The organism is Promicromonospora vindobonensis (assembly GCF_042685865.1).
Classification (GTDB): Bacteria; Actinomycetota; Actinomycetes; order Actinomycetales; family Cellulomonadaceae; genus Promicromonospora; species Promicromonospora vindobonensis.
In genome coordinates this window covers 1,063,212-1,079,594 of the sequence record NZ_JBHUOG010000001.1, presented here as the reverse complement: position 1 = coordinate 1,079,594, position 16,383 = coordinate 1,063,212, and the positions used below count along the sequence as shown (strand labels likewise).

The window sequence follows — 16,383 nt, the reverse complement described above, 5'->3', positions numbered from 1 at the left end:
AGAATGAACATCCCGACATCGGAGCTGACCCCGGAGACCCTGGAGACCTACTTCCGCAGCGGGACAGTCACCGTTCACCGTGTCAGCGCCTCACCCGAAGTACTCTTCGTCATCGACAGTCCCGGCCAGAAGGTCTCTGTGCTCACCCCGCGCAACGGGATGGTGCTCGACACCGCGACCATGCGACGAGTCACTACCGGAACGCAGACACGAGATGGTGTCGAGTACGCACGATTGACGCTCGATGCGCGCGGCATGTACACCGAGGCGTACGGGCTGGTGCTCTCCATCCTGCAGGCGATGCGGGGCGGGGCGACCTTCTCGTCCGCGTCGTCGGCCGCGATGACGAACATGAAAGCCCTGCTCGCCGCCAAGCCACGGATCTCTGAGGAGAAGCAGATCGGACTGGTCGGAGAGCTTATGCTCTTCCGTGCGCTGCTCGATGCCCACGACGAGTTCAGCGCCATCGACTGGTGGCTCGGGCCACTCGCGGAGGAGCGTGACTACGCCTTCCCTGCCTTCGACGCCGAGGTCAAGACGACGTTGAGTGAGGCCCGAACCCACGTCATCCACGGCGCCGGGCAGCTCGAGCCAAGTCCGGGGCGGTCGCTGTGGCTGGTGTCTATCCAGATCACCCGGGCCGGCGGTGACCCCAACGGGGTCGCGCTGCCCGGCCTGGTCCAGGAGATCCGCGACCGACTCACCTCGACGAGGGACCGATTCCTCGCGCACCTGACCGCCGAGGGGTGGGATGACGACGACGTCGCCATGTATCCCACCGCTTACACGCCGCGGACCACGCCGGCGGCGTACCTCGTCGACGAAGACTTCCCGGCGGTGACGCCCGGACGGCTGCATGCCGTCGTGCCGCACAGCGACCTTGTCAGCGACGTCAGTTATCGGGTGGACCTCTCATCTCGCGCGGCGGGGGACCCCGGCGACCCACTCACTTCCTTCATCACCGCAGCACCTACGCAGGAGGTCTGACGTGTCCGATCCGTACAGCGACGCGATCGTGGGTGTCACTCGCGGCATGAGCAAGAGCGATCCGAAGCCCATGCTCAAACGCGTTGCATTCGAGCTCGATGACGCGGGCATCTCCGGCTACTCCGAGGCCGAGCTGGTTGATGCGATCACGGCGCCGGATGCCAACTCGGCTGCTCGTTACGAATTCCACATTCAGCTCTCCAAGTGGGACGCGGTGCCTGCCCCGGCCTGGGCAGCGGATACAGACGCCAACTCGCAGCAGCGGCGCGCTGCCATCCTCACTGCGCTCGGCTTCTCCGAGGAAGCTCAGGCGAAGATCAACCATGCCTTTCAGGTGAACCTCGCCAGTGCGGTGGTGATCTCCGGCAAGCAGGCCGACTGGGATCCGTGGTACGACCCCGAGTCGGGACGCACCTTCTACTGGGAGGGCTATCGCGGCGTCCTGGAGTCGAAGGGCTGGGACGCCGGCGCTATCACCGAGCTCAGCCGCAGCACAGACGAGGTCGTCAAACGCCTGGCGAACCCAGAGCGGGACGACCCGTACCAGTCCAAGGGCCTCGTGGTCGGGCACGTGCAGTCCGGCAAGACCGCGAACTTCACCGGTGTGATCGCCAAGGCGATCGATGCTGGCTACAAGCTCGTTATCGTCCTGACCGGTACCATCGAACTCCTGCGCGGCCAGACCCAGCGACGGCTCGACATGGAGCTCATCGGGGAGGAGAACATCCTCGGCGGCGTTCCGCGCGACAACTCCGAGCTCACCGCGTCGGTCGACTACATCGGCGACGGTGACGTCGACTGGTCAGACGGAAAGTTCGTCTCCTATGGCAAGGACCCCAAGGAGCTCGGGATACCCGGAATCCGTCGACTCACCGGGGCGAAGGACGACTACAAGCTGCTCAAGGCCGGCCTCGGCTACCTCGACTTCCGGCAGACCGACCACCTGGTTGACCCGGCACGGCCGCTTTATGACCCGCAGAACCTTTACCGGCCCGACATTCGCATCGCCGTGGTGAAGAAAAACGCGTCGGTGCTGCGGAAGCTGGTCCACGACCTTCAGTCGACCAAGACCGACCTCGGCGAGATCCCCGCACTCATTATCGATGACGAAGCCGACCAAGCCTCGATCAACACCACTCGGCCGAAGAAGGACTCCGCGGAGGCCAAAGAGCGTACGGCGATCAACCGCCTCATCGCCCAGCTTCTCGGGGAGCTCGGGCGCGCACAGTACGTGGGCTACACCGCGACTCCGTTTGCGAATGTGTTCGTCGACCCCGAGGACTCCGAGGACATCTTTCCCAAGGACTTCATCGTTTCGCTCCAGCCCCCGCCCGGTTACATGGGCGGCGCAGCCTTCCACGATCTCGACCGCGACCCTGACGACACCGAGGAACGCACCGTTGCGAACTCGAACGAGAAGGCGTACGTCCGTTCACTCGTCGCAGACCCGGACGACACTGCCGAGCGCGACGCGGAGCTGCTTGCCGCCATGGACGCCTTCGTCCTGGCCGGGGCGATCAAGCTGCACCGAGCCGCCGCGCTCGGCAATCCGAAGTTGTTCCGACACCACACGATGCTCGTCCACGAGTCGGTGAAGACGGCCGAGCACGACCTGCTCGCCGCAGACATCCGTCGTGTCTGGGACGCGGCCGGATACAACCTGCCGATGGGGCTCAAACGACTCCAGGACCTGTGGGCCAACGACTTTCGCAGCGTCACCACTGTTCGGGCGCCCGAAGAACCTGTCGTCGCCGCGTTCAAGGAGTTGATCCGGCACATCGGGCACGCGGTAGGCAAGATTGCCGAGGGCGTCAACCCGGTTGTGATCGTCAACGGTGTCGCGGAGAGGGACTACGAGCAGGAAGACATCGACTTCCAGAAGCGCGACGTCTGGAAGGTGCTCGTCGGTGGCGCAAAGCTTTCCCGCGGCTTCACCGTCGAGGGCCTGACGATCTCCTACTACACCCGACGCACGGTTGCCGCGGACACGCTCATGCAGATGGGGCGCTGGTTCGGCTACCGACCGCGCTACCGGGACCTCGTCCGCCTTTACATCGGTCGCAACGTCCCCGGGCCTCGAAACACGGTCATCGACCTGTACAAGTCCTTCGAGTCGATCGTCCGCGACGAGGAGGACTTCCGCGAGGAACTTCGCCGTTTCCAGGGCTTTTACGGCGATGGCCGGCCCCGGGTGCGTCCGATGGACGTCCCCCCGCTCGTTTACCAGAGCCTGCCTTACCTCAAGCCCACCGGTGCGAACAAGATGTACAACGCCGAACTCACCGAGCAGGGTGAGGGTGGCAAGGTTGTCGACTTCAACCAGCAGGGTGAGCACGACGACAAGAAGAACGAGGCGCACTTCGAAGCCGTCCAGTCGCTCCTTGATGCCGCCGCCGACAGAGGCGAGTTCTTCTACCTCAACAAGGCCCGGGCGCCGCGGCCCTGGAAGGCCCGCTACGGCATCGTCGACGCCGAGGCGCTGATAAAGGTTATCGAGAATTTCGACTGGGCCAAGAACTTCAAGATCGGCCCTTACTTAGCCTTCATGCACAAGGCAATCACCGACGGCACTCTCAAGGACTGGGCCGTCATCGTCCCGGACCTTGATTCTCTCGAGCCCCGCAACATCGGCGATCGGGAGCTCAGGATCATGCGTCGCTACCGCCGTGACGACCGGCCCTGGCAGTTCTCCGGCTCGTCGACCCGCCAGCGCGAGGCCCTCCTGGCCATCTCGAGTGGAATCGATTCCGAGACAGTCGACGTCGACGGTGCCATTGCCGAGGCGCTCGAGCTTCCGGCGTACAAGCACGTCAAGGATCTCAAGGTCCCGACCCGTGGCGCGTTCCTTCTGACCTTCGCTGGCGACAGCAGGTCGCCGAAGTTCCACGACGCCAAGGGGTACACCGATCCGAAGATGCTGCCGGATCCGGCAGCCCCCAAGGACATCGCGACGCTGTTCTCGTACGCGCTCCCTCTGGCCGCTGCGCCTGCCGGTCGCATCGCGTTCACGGTGCGTCGCGAGGATCGCCCTGACGACGCGATCGTCGACGCGGAACCCACGGATTAGGGACTCACACATGGTGCTCACGCAAACGCAGGCCAGCATCGAGTCCAAGTTCAGCAACGGCGGCGACTTTGTTCCCTACATCGAGGAGATCCGCTTCCCGATGTACAAGTCGCTCGAGGACGGTCTCACGCTTCGGCTCAACTGGCCGATCGTCGCGCTGATCGGGCCGAACGGCACTAACAAGTCCTCCGTGCTGCAGGCGATCTCTGCCGCACCGGAGGGTCGTAGCCTCGCACAGTTCTGGTTCTCAACCGCGGTAGACGATATCGACCGTGGCGTACGGGACGGAGCGACCCATCGGTTCGTCTATAAGTACAGGTTCGACAACTCCGGTACGAGCGCCGAGTGTCGAAAGTACCGCGGCTCGAAGCAGTACCGAGCCGCAGACGTCCCAAAGGCGCTCCGGGGAAAGAGAGATCCGGACTACTGGGAGCCGACCAAGCGAGTCGCCCGGGACGGCATGGCCGAGATTCCTGCGACCGGCTTCGATTCGCTGCTGTCTAAGAACCGCGACCGCTGGAACCAGATCAAGAAGAACGTTGTCTACCTGGACTTCCGCTCAGAACTCAGCGCTTTCGACAAGTACATCCACCATCAGTCGTTCAACCACTGGACGCCAGACGCAACGCAGAAGCGATACAAGGCGGTTCTCCAGTCGAAGTGGATTGCGAAAGCCCTCGAAGGTCTTCCACTCCCCAAGGGGCAAGCCGGTCAGTTGATCGAGCAGGTCCGGGACCTCGCACAGCCCGAGGTTGAAACCGTTGCAAAGATCCTGGGCAAGCCGATCGAGTCGATTGCGATGATCGAGCATCGATTCTTCGGCCCCACCGGATACACGATGAGACTCCGCCTCGAGGCGACGGGAGCCGCCTACTCCGAGGCACATGCGGGTAGCGGCGAGTACGCAGTCGTTCGACTAGTCGACGCCATCCGTCGCGCCCCCCAGAGGTCGCTCATCCTTCTCGACGAGCCCGAGGTATCACTCCATCCTGGAGCCCAGGCGGAACTGCTCCGCTTCATCGAGAGTGAGGTGCGCAAGCACGGGCACCAGGTCGTCATGTCGACACACTCACCAAGCCTTGCCGCAGGGCTCCCACCGCAAGCGATCAAGGTTCTCGGGTTCGACACCAATCGTCAGCGCGTCGTGCTGCTGGCCGACGGGTGCTCGCCCACCGAAGCCTTTGCCCATCTAGGTCACACAACAGCGGGTCCGACCCGACCGCGGCTGATCGTCGAGGACGAACTCGCCGCCGAGATGGTAAGAGCTAGCTTGAGGCGCCACGCAACAACAAAACTCGACACGTTGGAGATTGTGCCTTTCCCCGGTGGAGCGGATGGCATCGTCAAAAATGTCCTCTCGACCCTCGCTCTGGCGGGCGTCCAGAAGGCGGGGATCCTGCTTGATGGTGACCAGTTACCGACGACCGCTTCTACCGCCTGCGACGTCAAGAGTGGTGCAGATGCAGCCAAGGCGGCCAGCGATCTCGATGGACTGAAACGCATCTGGGCGGAGCAATTCCATAAGACCCCACCTAACCTGCACTCCAACTCAGGCGGAGGGACCAACGTGAAGACGTTGCATCTCTTCCTTCTCTGGGCAGATGATCATCTCGGGTTCTTCCCCGGTAGGACACCTGAGGAGGCCATTGCCACAGCAGCTAACTTGGCGCGTGCAGAGCCGGGCCGTGATTGGAAGGCGTTCTGGGTCGACAAGGTTAAGTCGGACCTCCACTTGACGGCCAACGAGGTGGTCACGGCCGAACAGATTCTCCAGAGCCAGCAGGCGGAAGTGGCAGGCCTGCCCGCCGACTCGAGCCTCCTGAAGGAGATCCATGAAACCGTCGGTCGGATCCTCGATTGGTGATGTAGGGGGCACCTAGGTGCTCAGAGGATTGGCGTTCCAATCTCTGTAGTCGCGGTCTCCAGTTTCGCGCCACCGAGTTCGGAATTCTCGGAGATCGAGAAGGTCCTCGAAGACGAAGCACTCGCCCTACGCTTCATCCTCGACGAGGCTGGCGATGAATCGCTTCTCAAGCCCGACGGCACCGTCTCATGGCGTAACCCGTACGCCGAACTCCCTCTCCTGGAGACGGGCCTGCCCTTGAAGTGGTCCCTGCGCACCGACCGTGCCCAGGACTGCCGGTCCCAGGGCGCGAGGATGTCGGCGCTCCGCCGAGGCCGGATGCCGCATCTCGCCGCCTTCACCATGGAGCCACGGCAAACGATGCTCAATCTGCTTGCTGGCGGATCGGGCGACGTGGACTGCGTCTACTGCCTCGATCTAACGACGCTGCAGATCGCGGTCGACAACGTGTACTCGCGCACGAACCAGAGGATCAGGACTCGGGACATGTTCCGCAGGCTCGTCGACATGCGACGGATCCGCGGCTACGACGAACTTGTCGCAACGGTCTCGGTGATGTGATCGAGCCATCGGGCTGCCGTGCTAGCGCTCTCGTCGAGGTAAGCGCCTGCTCCAGGTGAAGTTGTGGGTGAAGAGCTACCGCCGCTAGTGGCTGACGGTTGGCGAGGTTCGGTACCCCCACTAGCCTGGCAAAGGCTTGAGGCCTGCAGACGGATGCAGGCAGCCAGGGAGGTCTGCCGAAGGTGTGGGGTACGCCGGATCCTGAGCTGCAGGAACAGGTGCGAGAGCGTCAGCGAATCACGATCGCGAACTACACCAACGACCCTGACCTGCTCGAAGAACACGTGGGCATGGAAGACAACTTCCAAGCGGGCGGCTACGGGGAACGCCAGGTCGAGGAGCTGCTTCAGAACGCGATCGATCGGCTCGTTGAGCCCGGACGTGCCGAGTTCCGGCTGGCCAACGGCACGCTCTACTGTGCAAACGAGGGCGAGCCTTTCGCAGCTGCAGGAGTCAGGGCCGTCGCGGGCGCGTTCCTCAGTCCAAAGAGAGACGAGCAGATCGGCCGGTTTGGCCTCGGCTTCAAGTCAGTGCTCGGCGTCACGGACCACCCCCAGATTCTCAGCCGGACCGTCTCCTTCGGGTTCAACGAACCGGAGGCTGCGGAACTGCTCTCTGACCTGCCCTACCGTCCCACGCGTGTTCCGACGCTGCGTGTGCCCAGCATCATCGACGCGAGGGCGTGCGCCGCAGAAGACCCCAACGTCGCTGAGATGATGGGGTGGGCGGCGACGATCGTCCGGCTTCCCCTTGTGCGTGGTGGCGCCCGACTGCGCGAGCGACTCAAGGGCTTCGACTTTCGGTACCTGCTCTTCCCTGACCGGCTCAACCAGGTCGTAATCTCGCTCGGGGAACGCGGGGAGGTTGTCTCTCGGTCGTACCGAAAGACCGTGGACGTCGACTCCGGGCTCGTCACGCTCAAGTCTCCAGACGCCGACGACGGGGTGTGGCGGGTGCTTCACCGGGAACACCATGTCTCGGAAGGGGTCAAAGCCAACCTTCCCGGATTGTTCCACCGCGACCGCGTTCGAGTGTCGTACGCGCTCCCGGTGGGCCAAGGGCGGCGCGAGGATGGCGAGTTCTGGGCCTGGTTCCCGCTCCAGGACAAGACCACAGCCCAGGGCATCTTCAACGCGCCGTGGCAGGTGAACGACGACCGGACATCGCTGCTCCCAGTCAGCGAGCTCAATGGTGAGATGCTCAACGTCGCCGCCGAACTGCTCATCGACGCCGCGTTACTCGAGTCGACACCTGCGGATCCGGCCAAGCACTTCGACGTGCTGCCCGCGCGTGGCCGTGAGGTTCGTTCGGCCGCCGACGCCTACATGTCCGGGCGAGTGCCTCAGCTTGCCCGCCGGCACCAGCTCATCCCGACCGCGTCGGGAGAGATGCGCAGCCCCGCAAAGGTGCGGGCGCCGTTCATTACGAACGCGAGTGGCGACCGTTCATTCGCGTTGCCCTCCGAGACAATTCGCCTCTGGTCCGAGGCCACAGGTGCGATCGACACGCCTCACTGGTCCTGTTACCAGACGCCAACGCGCGCTGCGCGCCTTACCCAGCTCCTGTCCGACGAGAAGGAAAAGATCTCGGCGACGCCAATCGCGCCCGCCGCATGGCTCGCGGAGGCTGCCGCGCCGCGCACTCTCGAGACCCTCGATGCGGCACTGACGATCTTCCTGAAACTTAAGGAGCAGCAGGAGCAGGTCTGGCGCCAGTTCACCGGAGCCCTTGTTGTGCCGCTCGAAAACGGCTCAATAGCGCGGATCTCGGACTTCGACAAGATTCTGCTCCCGGTCGAGGGGGTGCCGAGCCCCGGCAACGTGCAGCTTGTCGCATCGGCGTTCGCCGCGGCCCCTGAAGTCAGGAGCAAGCTTCGCCGCCTTGGCGTCCACGAGGTCTCTCGCGACCAAGTCGCCATCGCCGCGGCGGCTTCTGCCAACTCCACTTGGCGCGAAGGTGATTGGAAGCACTTCTGGGAGCTCGTCTCCCAGGCGTCGCCCGACGCAGGGCGGACCGCGATCGAGGGCATCCAACAACTCAAGATCGAGATCCAGGTACCGACGAAGGCTGGAACGTGGCGGCCTGCGTCGCAGGTCTTCCTCGACGCTCGCCAAGTCCCCGGCTTGCCCGAGCGCCAGGTAGACATTCCTGGCGTGAAGGGGCGCAGTGACCTCGTGGGCTACGCGGGCTGCCTCTCAGGCGTGGCAGAGAACTGGCCCGTCCACCAAGGTGAGGTGTTCGAGGAGTACCGGGCCGCAATGCAGGCCCAACTCGAGAAAAAACTGGCGTCACAGTATGGACAGAATGTTCGGGCCAAACTTCGTTTCGACGCACGCAAGGGCTCCGGACCACTCGAGATCCTCAAGGAGCTCGCTCAGGTCGACACTTCGGAAGCTGACATTGCTCGAGCGCGCCTCACTGTCCTCATCTCCGAGGGCATGCCCCAGCAGCGGATCAGCGTCTTGGTCGACATCCGCGGTGTGCAGCATCCGAAGAAGGCCGAGTTCGATGCCGTCGAGACGTGGTGCGTTAGGAAGTATGGGCTGTTGGACAGCACCTGGGGGGTGAGGAGATCAAAGGATGTCCTTGCCAAGGCGCTGGTCGAGTACGGCGATCTGCTTCCCGTTGTCCGAGATTCGCTCGCTGGGCACTTCGCTCTGCCGAGCCGGCTCGACGAGATCCCCACTGTCGTCTTGAGAGAGTTCCTCGGGCGCAACGGGTACATCATCGGGAACGCGGCGCTTCTCGCAGATGTCCTTAGTGAGGCGGCCGCACGCCCGGAACTTGTCGGCGTGGCTGCCATCCCCGCGCTTGGGATTGGCGGCAGGACGGTCCAGGTCACCCCGATCGACCAGGTCGTCATCGCAGCAGCCGACGAGCTGGACGACCTGGCCTCGCACGGGCTCCGCTACATCCCGTCGGGTCCGTGGGGCGAGGCGCTCTCGAATGCGTGGAATCTGCAGACGGCTGCCGACGTGGTCGCGCGCTCGATCGACTGGGACGCGGCCGGCGATGCAGTTCCGGTCCTTGACGTGTACCCGACGCTCGACCGAGTTCTTCCGTCGGGGTCCGGGGTTGAGAACGCAATGCTGCGTCGGTGCAGCTCGATCGTCCGGCGCACGACGAGTCTTACCGGCTCTCGCGAGCAGCGACTCAGCGGACACGTTGACGGGTATACCGTGCTTGTTGACGCCGAGCTGTCGGACGTCGAAGCGCTCGTCGAGGTCAGCAGACTTCTTCGGCTTGGGCTTACACGTGCGGACGCTGAGGACGTCATCGCAAGTGACGAGCGTCTACGCAAGAATGCACTCGTCCAGACCGTGCAGGCCGCGCCGACCGAGAGCGCAAAGCTCCTGAAGCTCGTCGAACGCGCGGGTCTGGTCGCAAACCTGCCTGATGGTCTCCTCGACATCATCGAGGAGAAGCAGGGCAAGCAGTCCGACGCGGCCGTCGCTGACATCTTCCTCAGCACCTATGGCAACGACTCCCTACGCAGGCTAAAGAGCGCGATCGCTGCAAGGCACCTTGCGGTTCCGCGAGTGTGGGACGGTTCCTCCGAGGCCGATGGGTTCGTCACCAACTTGGGATTTCCCCGTGCATTCGCGGGAACCCGTGAGAAGAAGGCACCCGCAGTCGATATCGTTCCCGGCAGGGTCGACCTCAAAGCGCTCCACGACTTCCAAGAACACCTTCTCGATCAGATACGCGAACTGGTCCTCATTCGGGAAAAGGACGGTGAGCACCGCCGGGGACTCCTCTACCTGCCAACGGGCGCTGGAAAGACCCGTGTGACGACCGAATCGATCGCTCGGATGCTTCGGGATAACGAGCTTGCCTCGCCCGTCCTGTGGATCGCGCAATCCGAGGAACTGTGCGAACAGGCGATCGTCAGCTGGGCCGAGGTCTGGCGTGCTATCGGAGACCAACGTCCGCTCGAGATCACACGCTACTGGGGCGCCTACGAGGCGGACGAGTCCCTCCAAGAACTTCAGATCGTAGTCGCGACCGACGCAAAGCTCGCGCAGATGATTGACAGCAAGGTCAACAATCAGGCCCACCGCTGGCTGCAGGACGCCAAGCTCGTCGTCATCGACGAGGCTCACCGTGCTGGGTCTCAGCGGTACACCAAGATCCTCGACTGGCTCGGCATCGATCAGCGCCGAGGATCCCGCACCGCGCGTCCGCTGCTCGGTCTCACAGCAACGCCGTACCGAGGCACCAACCTTGAGACCAACAGACTCTTCGCCCAGCGCTTCGGCGACCGGCGACTCGACGCGCTCGACCGGGAGAACCCCACCGAGCAACTGCGCGAGATGCGAGTGCTCTCGAACGTCGAGCACCAGCTCCTGGACTCGAAGGTCACGATCTCCGAAGGCCCGACGATGGGCAAGACCGGAGCGGTCGCGTGGGACGACGTCTCGCGAGCAATCCTCGACAAGCTCGGCTCCAACCTCGACCGCACCCAATTGCTTGTCAACCACATTCTGCGTCAGGAGCCCGAGTGGCCGATCCTCGTGTTCACACCGTCCGTGGTCTCGGCGCACGTGACCGCTGCACTGCTTCGGACGCTCGACCGTACGGCCGAGGCCGTGGACGGTGAGATGAGGGGGCAGGAACGCCGGCGCAAAATCGAGAGCTTCAGGAGTGGCGAGACCAAGGTATTGGTGAATTGCGATCTGCTTACCCAGGGCTTCGATGCCCCAAAGGTGCGGGCACTCTACATCGCGCGCCCGACCTTCTCGCCGAACCGTTACGTCCAGATGGTCGGACGAGGCCTCCGCGGGCCACTTAATGGCGGGACCGAGAAGTGTCTCATCGTAAACATCGTCGACACGTTTGAGCAGTTCGACAAAGACCTCGCCTACACGGAGTTCGACTACCTCTGGACGCAAAAGGGAGCCCGAATCAAGTGACCTCTCCTGGCCAGGCTTCATACATCGAGTACCTTCGTAACAACTTCGTCGGGCCAAAGAACGGTGACGAGGACGAGGTCATCGAAGGCAGCCCTGTCTACGCCTACCTCACCGGAATGCTCTTCCCCGTTGAGGCTGGGGAAGGCCTGTCTCCAGAGAACCTGGATGAAAATCTGCTCCCGAGCGAGACTCCACTCGACGAGGGGGACGATTCGGTCGACCCCTTCGAGGGTGAGGCCGCCGATGACGACGACCTCGGTGGCTTGACAGCCGCGACCGGCTGGGCGCCGTCGTCGCTTGGTCTCTCGTTCATCCACGATGCCAACGAGCTCATCGTCCGAGTCCGCGCCGCACGGTACGAGCGCATCGAAGTCGCGGACGACAATAGCGACAACGGTGACGTGGAGTCCGATTCCGGCGTCAAGGTCGATGTCGCGGATGCGGTTGCCGTACCGCCCCATCACGAGGCGTGGAAGCGCGTGCCGCTGCCTGAGACCGCGGTCTCCGTCACGACCGGAAGCACCGGCGCCCACGAGCTGTGGGGCGGGCGCGCTCGCTTGCAGTGGCGCTCACGCCCTAAGAGAGACGAGCCCATCGTCACCGTCGCTCTGTCGAACGCGGCTGAGGTCCCCCTCGGCCGCGCGAAGCGCGAGATCGCCGACGTGCTTTTTCAGGCCAGCTTTTCCATTGAGGTGGTTACCGGTGAGATCCGTCCCTACCCGGGAAGTGTCGTCGTTAACGCCAGCGAAGAGGACCGCGAGCTCGATTACCGCTACCAGCGGCACACCAGCTACGCCGTCGGCCACGGCGTAGCTGGCACGTGGGGAGCCGAGCGGCCGGTTCAGAAGATCGAGACCGACTCCCTTCCCGTGGAGACCGTGCGGCCCATCAAGCGCCTCGAGATTGTGGACGACACACTCAAGATGAGCTGGCTTGCCGACGAGAGCATCGCCCCAGATGTGCTCCGCGACAGGCTGATTGCTTCTACGTCGGGCTACGCGGCATGGTCGGCGAGGCAGAGAGTCGTAGCCGAGAGCGCCCGGCCCGACCAGATGGATGTCGCGAAGGCAATCGTCGACCGTCAGGACACGGCAATGTCGCGCATTCGAGACGGTATCGACCTCCTCGCATCCAACGAGCAGGTTCGCAAGGCGTTCCGCATCGCTAACCTCGCCATGCGGATGCAGGCCGTGAGCCCCAAGAATCCCGACCCGGCATGGCGACCGTTCCAGCTGGCCTTCATCCTTCTCGCTCTGCGCTCTACCGTTGAGGAGGAGCACGACGACCGCGACCTCGTCGACCTCATCTGGTTCCCCACCGGTGGTGGCAAGACCGAGGCTTACCTTGGCCTCGCCGCGATCGAGATGGTCCGTCGTCGGCTCGACCGCGGATATGCGGGCGCCGGCACCGCCGTCATCACTCGCTACACGATGCGTCTGCTCACCGCACAGCAGTTCCAGCGCGCCTCCCGACTCGTTTGTGCCCTCGAACTCCTCCGTCGCGATGGCGAACCACTCAAGGGCACGGCGCCCTTCAGCATCGGACTGCTCCTCGGAAACTCGACAACACCGGGCACCTATGCCTCTGCACAAGTGCAACTCGATGAACTGATGAACCAGCAGACACCGCAGAGCCCGTTCCAGGTCCGAGTCTGCCCGTGGTGTAGCACCCCGCTGCTTCCCCCGCGACGCTCGATCCACAAGGAGAAGTATGGCTTCCGTGCGACGAAGCACTCGTTCACGGTCCGCTGCGTCTCGGACGTGTGCCCGTTCACCGAAGCCTTGCCGCTCCAGGTCGTCGACCAATCGATCTACGAGAACCCGCCGACGATCGTCGTCGCGACCGTCGACAAATTCGCGCGGTTAGCGTGGATCTCCGACGGCGGATCGATCTTCGGCCTGGACAGCGCGCCCTACGATCCGCCCTCCCTTCTTATCCAGGACGAACTTCACCTCATCTCCGGGCCGCTCGGGACCATCGTCGGCATCTATGAGGCTGCGATCCGTGCGCTCCTCGGCTGGCGTGGCACCAAGCCGAAAATCGTCGCCTCGACCGCGACCATCCGGTCCGCCGACGAGCAGGTCAAGGGCCTCATGGCCTCGCGTGTCGATGTCTTTCCACCCGCTGGCGTGGACGCCGACGACAGCTACTTCGCCAAGCTCGACACAGAGGCCCCGGGCCGTCTCTACGTCGGACTCATGCCACAGGCATTCCCGCAAGCGTGGGCCATCGGCCAGGCGGCCGGCCGACTCCTCGCCGCGGCCGAGTCGGTTGAGCTCACCCCTGCCGAACGAGACGCGTACTGGACGCTCGTGCTTTACCACAACAGCCTGCGCGAGCTCGGTCGGACTGTGACGATCCTGCGTGACGACGTCCGAGACAACCTGCAGCGCGAGCACGAGCGAGGGCTCTCCGAACGAACGCTCTCATCTGACGGCGTCTTCGAACTCACGAGCAACGTGAGTTCCCACGAACTCGTCGAGATTCTGGAGCGCCTTGAGACCCACGTCGACGAGGATGGCGCTATCGATGCGATCGCCGCGACGAACATCCTCTCGGTAGGCATCGACGTCCCTCGACTCGGTCTGATGCTCGTCAACGGGCAACCGAAGGCAACGGCCGAGTACATCCAGGCGACAAGTCGCGTCGGTCGTGACAAGGTGCCGGGCATCGTCCTGGCCCTCTACCGATCCGGCAAGGCGCGCGACCGTTCGACCTTTGAGTCCTTCAGGAACTTCCATGGGTCGTTCTACCGGTTCGTCGAGCCCACCTCGGTCACGCCGTGGGCGCTTCAGGCCCGTCGTCGCGCACTTCGCTCGGCCCTCGTCATCATCGCGAGGCACGCGATTGGATGGAGCGGCAACGACGATGCAGCACTGTTCGACTCCGAATCGGTCCAGGTGAAGAAAGCGATCAGCCTGCTCCTTGATCACATCGCGATTGCCGACCCGCGGGAGGCCAAAGCCACCGAGCTCGAGCTCCGTGCAGCGGCGGCGGACTGGAGCGTGCGCGCGAAGGACAAGGGATTGCCCCTGAAGTACGAGTCACGCCGAGACCCCAAGGAGCGACTCCTCAAGAACTTCGGAGACAATGCCCAGGGTTGGGCGACGATGCACTCGATGCGTTCGGTCGACAAGTCCGTCCGCATTCGACCGGTCGGAGAGAAGGCATGAACAAGCGCATCCTTCAGGTCACCGTCGCCCAGCTGATTTCACCGTTCAGCCCCGGAGCGATCGTCGACATCCTCGGCGAATCCTTCGTGACCCGGACCGCGGAGTACTGGCCGAAGCGCAGCGTGCTACCCGAGATCGAGTGTGAACGGCTCTCCTCCCGGCTCGGCGTCCAGAGGTTCTACGGCCCGCCGACGTCGGAGAACCCCGAGGACCCGAAGTCGATCGCGGTCAAGGTCGCTCGTTTTCCTGCATGGCTCTTCTGCCAAACATGCCGGCGAATGATCAAGTGGGGCCCGAAGGAGGAGCAGAGCGCTGCTCCCGTATGTCCCCACGATTCCGGCCGCCTGGTCCCGATGCGTTTTGTCGTCGTGTGCCGCGAGCGCAGCCACGCGACTGACGTGCCATGGGTCGACTGGGTGCACCGTGTGGCCAAGGACGGAGTGGCGTGTATTGACGCAACGCACCTGCGCTTCCAACAGGTCCGGGGCGGATCCCAGGGTCTCTCCGGACTCGAGGTCCACTGCGACGCCTGTCAGACCCGTCGAGCGTTTGGTGACCTGCGAGCAGATGTGCTTACCCGCGAGGGACTCACGTGCCGCGGCATCCAGCCATGGGAGTCCACGTGGGGCCAGTGCGCGAGCCCACTGGAGGTCTTGCAGCGCGGTGCGACAAGTTTCCACTACTCCGAGACCGAGGCGGCGATCGACATTCCCTCGATGTCCGGCCAGGTCCTGGATGCGACGGATCTCATCACCCAGCACCCGCTCTTCCTGGGGCTCAAGGACACCTTCGACCAGGCGTACGCGCCGGGACTCGCGAAAGCGATTGCGGACGACCTCGCAGCACAGGGCCACGCTGTCGACGCCGTCGCTGTAATGGACACCGCCCGTGGAGCGCGTGGCGATGAGCCCGACCCGCAGCACACCCACGGTGTCCTACTCGCCGAGGAGTTCGAAGCGTTCCGCGCGGCAGCCCACGACAAGGCGGACGAAGCAAACTTCAAGACGCGGGCCGTGACACTCGGTCTTGCCTCCAGCGACGTCGTCGAGCGGACGCTGGCCTCACTGTTTGACAGCGTGATCCTTGTCGACCGGCTCCGCGAGGTGCGAGCCGCGCTCGGGTTTAAGCGTTACCGCCCCGACGCGCGCCGTATCCCCTCAGTGACGAACACTGGGGAGGAGGCATCGTGGCTCCCTGCGTCCGAGGGGTTCGGCGAGGGCATATTCCTACGGCTCGACCCCAAAGCGGTCGAAGCATGGGCGTCCACCCCCGGCGTCGTCGCTCGCTCAGGGAAGCTTGCCGAGAAGTTCAGTGCATCTCGGTTCGCGAGCCGGCTGCACCCCTTCTCTGCCCAATACGTCGCCCTCCACACGTTGGCCCACACACTGCTGCGTGAGTTCTCCTTCATATCCGGGTACTCCGCCGCATCGCTTCGCGAGCGTGTGTACTGCGAGACGAACGGCGACTACGGCATCTTCATCTACACGACATCGAGTGATGAAGAGGGAACCCTTGGCGGCCTCGTGCGTGAGGGCGAGCACGATCGCATCGGCACCGCTCTGGCCAGGGCTGCCGAGCACCTCAACTGGTGCTCGAACGATCCGGTGTGCTCAGAGTCCTCCCCCCAGAACCTTGATGGTCTCAACCTTGCCGCCTGCCACTCGTGCCTTCTCGCGTCCGAAACCTCATGCGAGGGATCGAACTTGCTACTCGACCGAATGCTCCTGGTGGGCAACGAGACTACCGAGGGCCTGCTCCAGGAGGTCATAGGCGCGGTCGTCCGGGCTTCGTAAGACGCCGCAACGAGCGAGCCTCCCG

Annotated in this window: 7 protein-coding genes; all 7 read left to right on the top strand. The window is 63.9% G+C overall.

The window, feature by feature from the left end:
• The first annotated feature begins 3 nt into the window (after window positions 1-3).
• A complete protein-coding gene (locus ACFS27_RS05075; protein WP_377180757.1) occupies window positions 4-987 on the top strand; it encodes a PD-(D/E)XK motif protein in 984 nt (327 codons plus the stop codon).
• Window position 988: 1 nt separating this feature from the next.
• Window positions 989-4,054: a Z1 domain-containing protein gene (locus tag ACFS27_RS05070; RefSeq protein WP_377180756.1), complete on the top strand. Its 3,066-nt coding sequence runs from the start codon at window positions 989-991 to the stop codon at window positions 4,052-4,054.
• 10 nt (window positions 4,055-4,064) lie between these two features.
• A complete protein-coding gene (locus ACFS27_RS05065) occupies window positions 4,065-5,918 on the top strand; it encodes an ATP-dependent nuclease (RefSeq protein ID WP_377180755.1) in 1,854 nt (617 codons plus the stop codon).
• Between the two features lie 27 nt (window positions 5,919-5,945).
• A complete protein-coding gene (locus tag ACFS27_RS05060; protein WP_377183601.1) occupies window positions 5,946-6,479 on the top strand; it encodes an NgoMIV family type II restriction endonuclease in 534 nt (177 codons plus the stop codon).
• A gap of 218 nt (window positions 6,480-6,697) precedes the next feature.
• On the top strand, window positions 6,698-11,392 hold the full coding sequence (locus ACFS27_RS05055) for a DEAD/DEAH box helicase (RefSeq protein WP_377180754.1): 4,695 nt from the start codon (window positions 6,698-6,700) through the stop codon (window positions 11,390-11,392).
• Entirely contained in the window at window positions 11,389-14,565 is a 3,177-nt protein-coding gene (locus ACFS27_RS05050; protein WP_377180753.1) for a helicase-related protein, read from the top strand. The genes ACFS27_RS05055 and ACFS27_RS05050 overlap by 4 nt, the downstream gene beginning before the upstream one ends.
• Window positions 14,562-16,358: a DrmB family protein gene (gene drmB / locus ACFS27_RS05045; protein WP_377180752.1), complete on the top strand. Its 1,797-nt coding sequence runs from the start codon at window positions 14,562-14,564 to the stop codon at window positions 16,356-16,358. Before ACFS27_RS05050 ends, drmB begins: the two co-directional genes overlap by 4 nt.
• Window positions 16,359-16,383 lie beyond the last annotated feature (25 nt).

What these genes read in the sequence shown, in the direction of transcription:
- ACFS27_RS05065 (WP_377180755.1), top strand. Translation starts at nt 4,065, where the DNA reads ATGGTGCTCACGCAAACGCAGGCCAGCATCGAGTCCAAGTTCAGCAAC.
- drmB (WP_377180752.1), top strand. Translation starts at nt 14,562, where the DNA reads ATGAACAAGCGCATCCTTCAGGTCACCGTCGCCCAGCTGATTTCACCG.
- ACFS27_RS05075 (WP_377180757.1), top strand. Translation starts at nt 4, where the DNA reads ATGAACATCCCGACATCGGAGCTGACCCCGGAGACCCTGGAGACCTAC.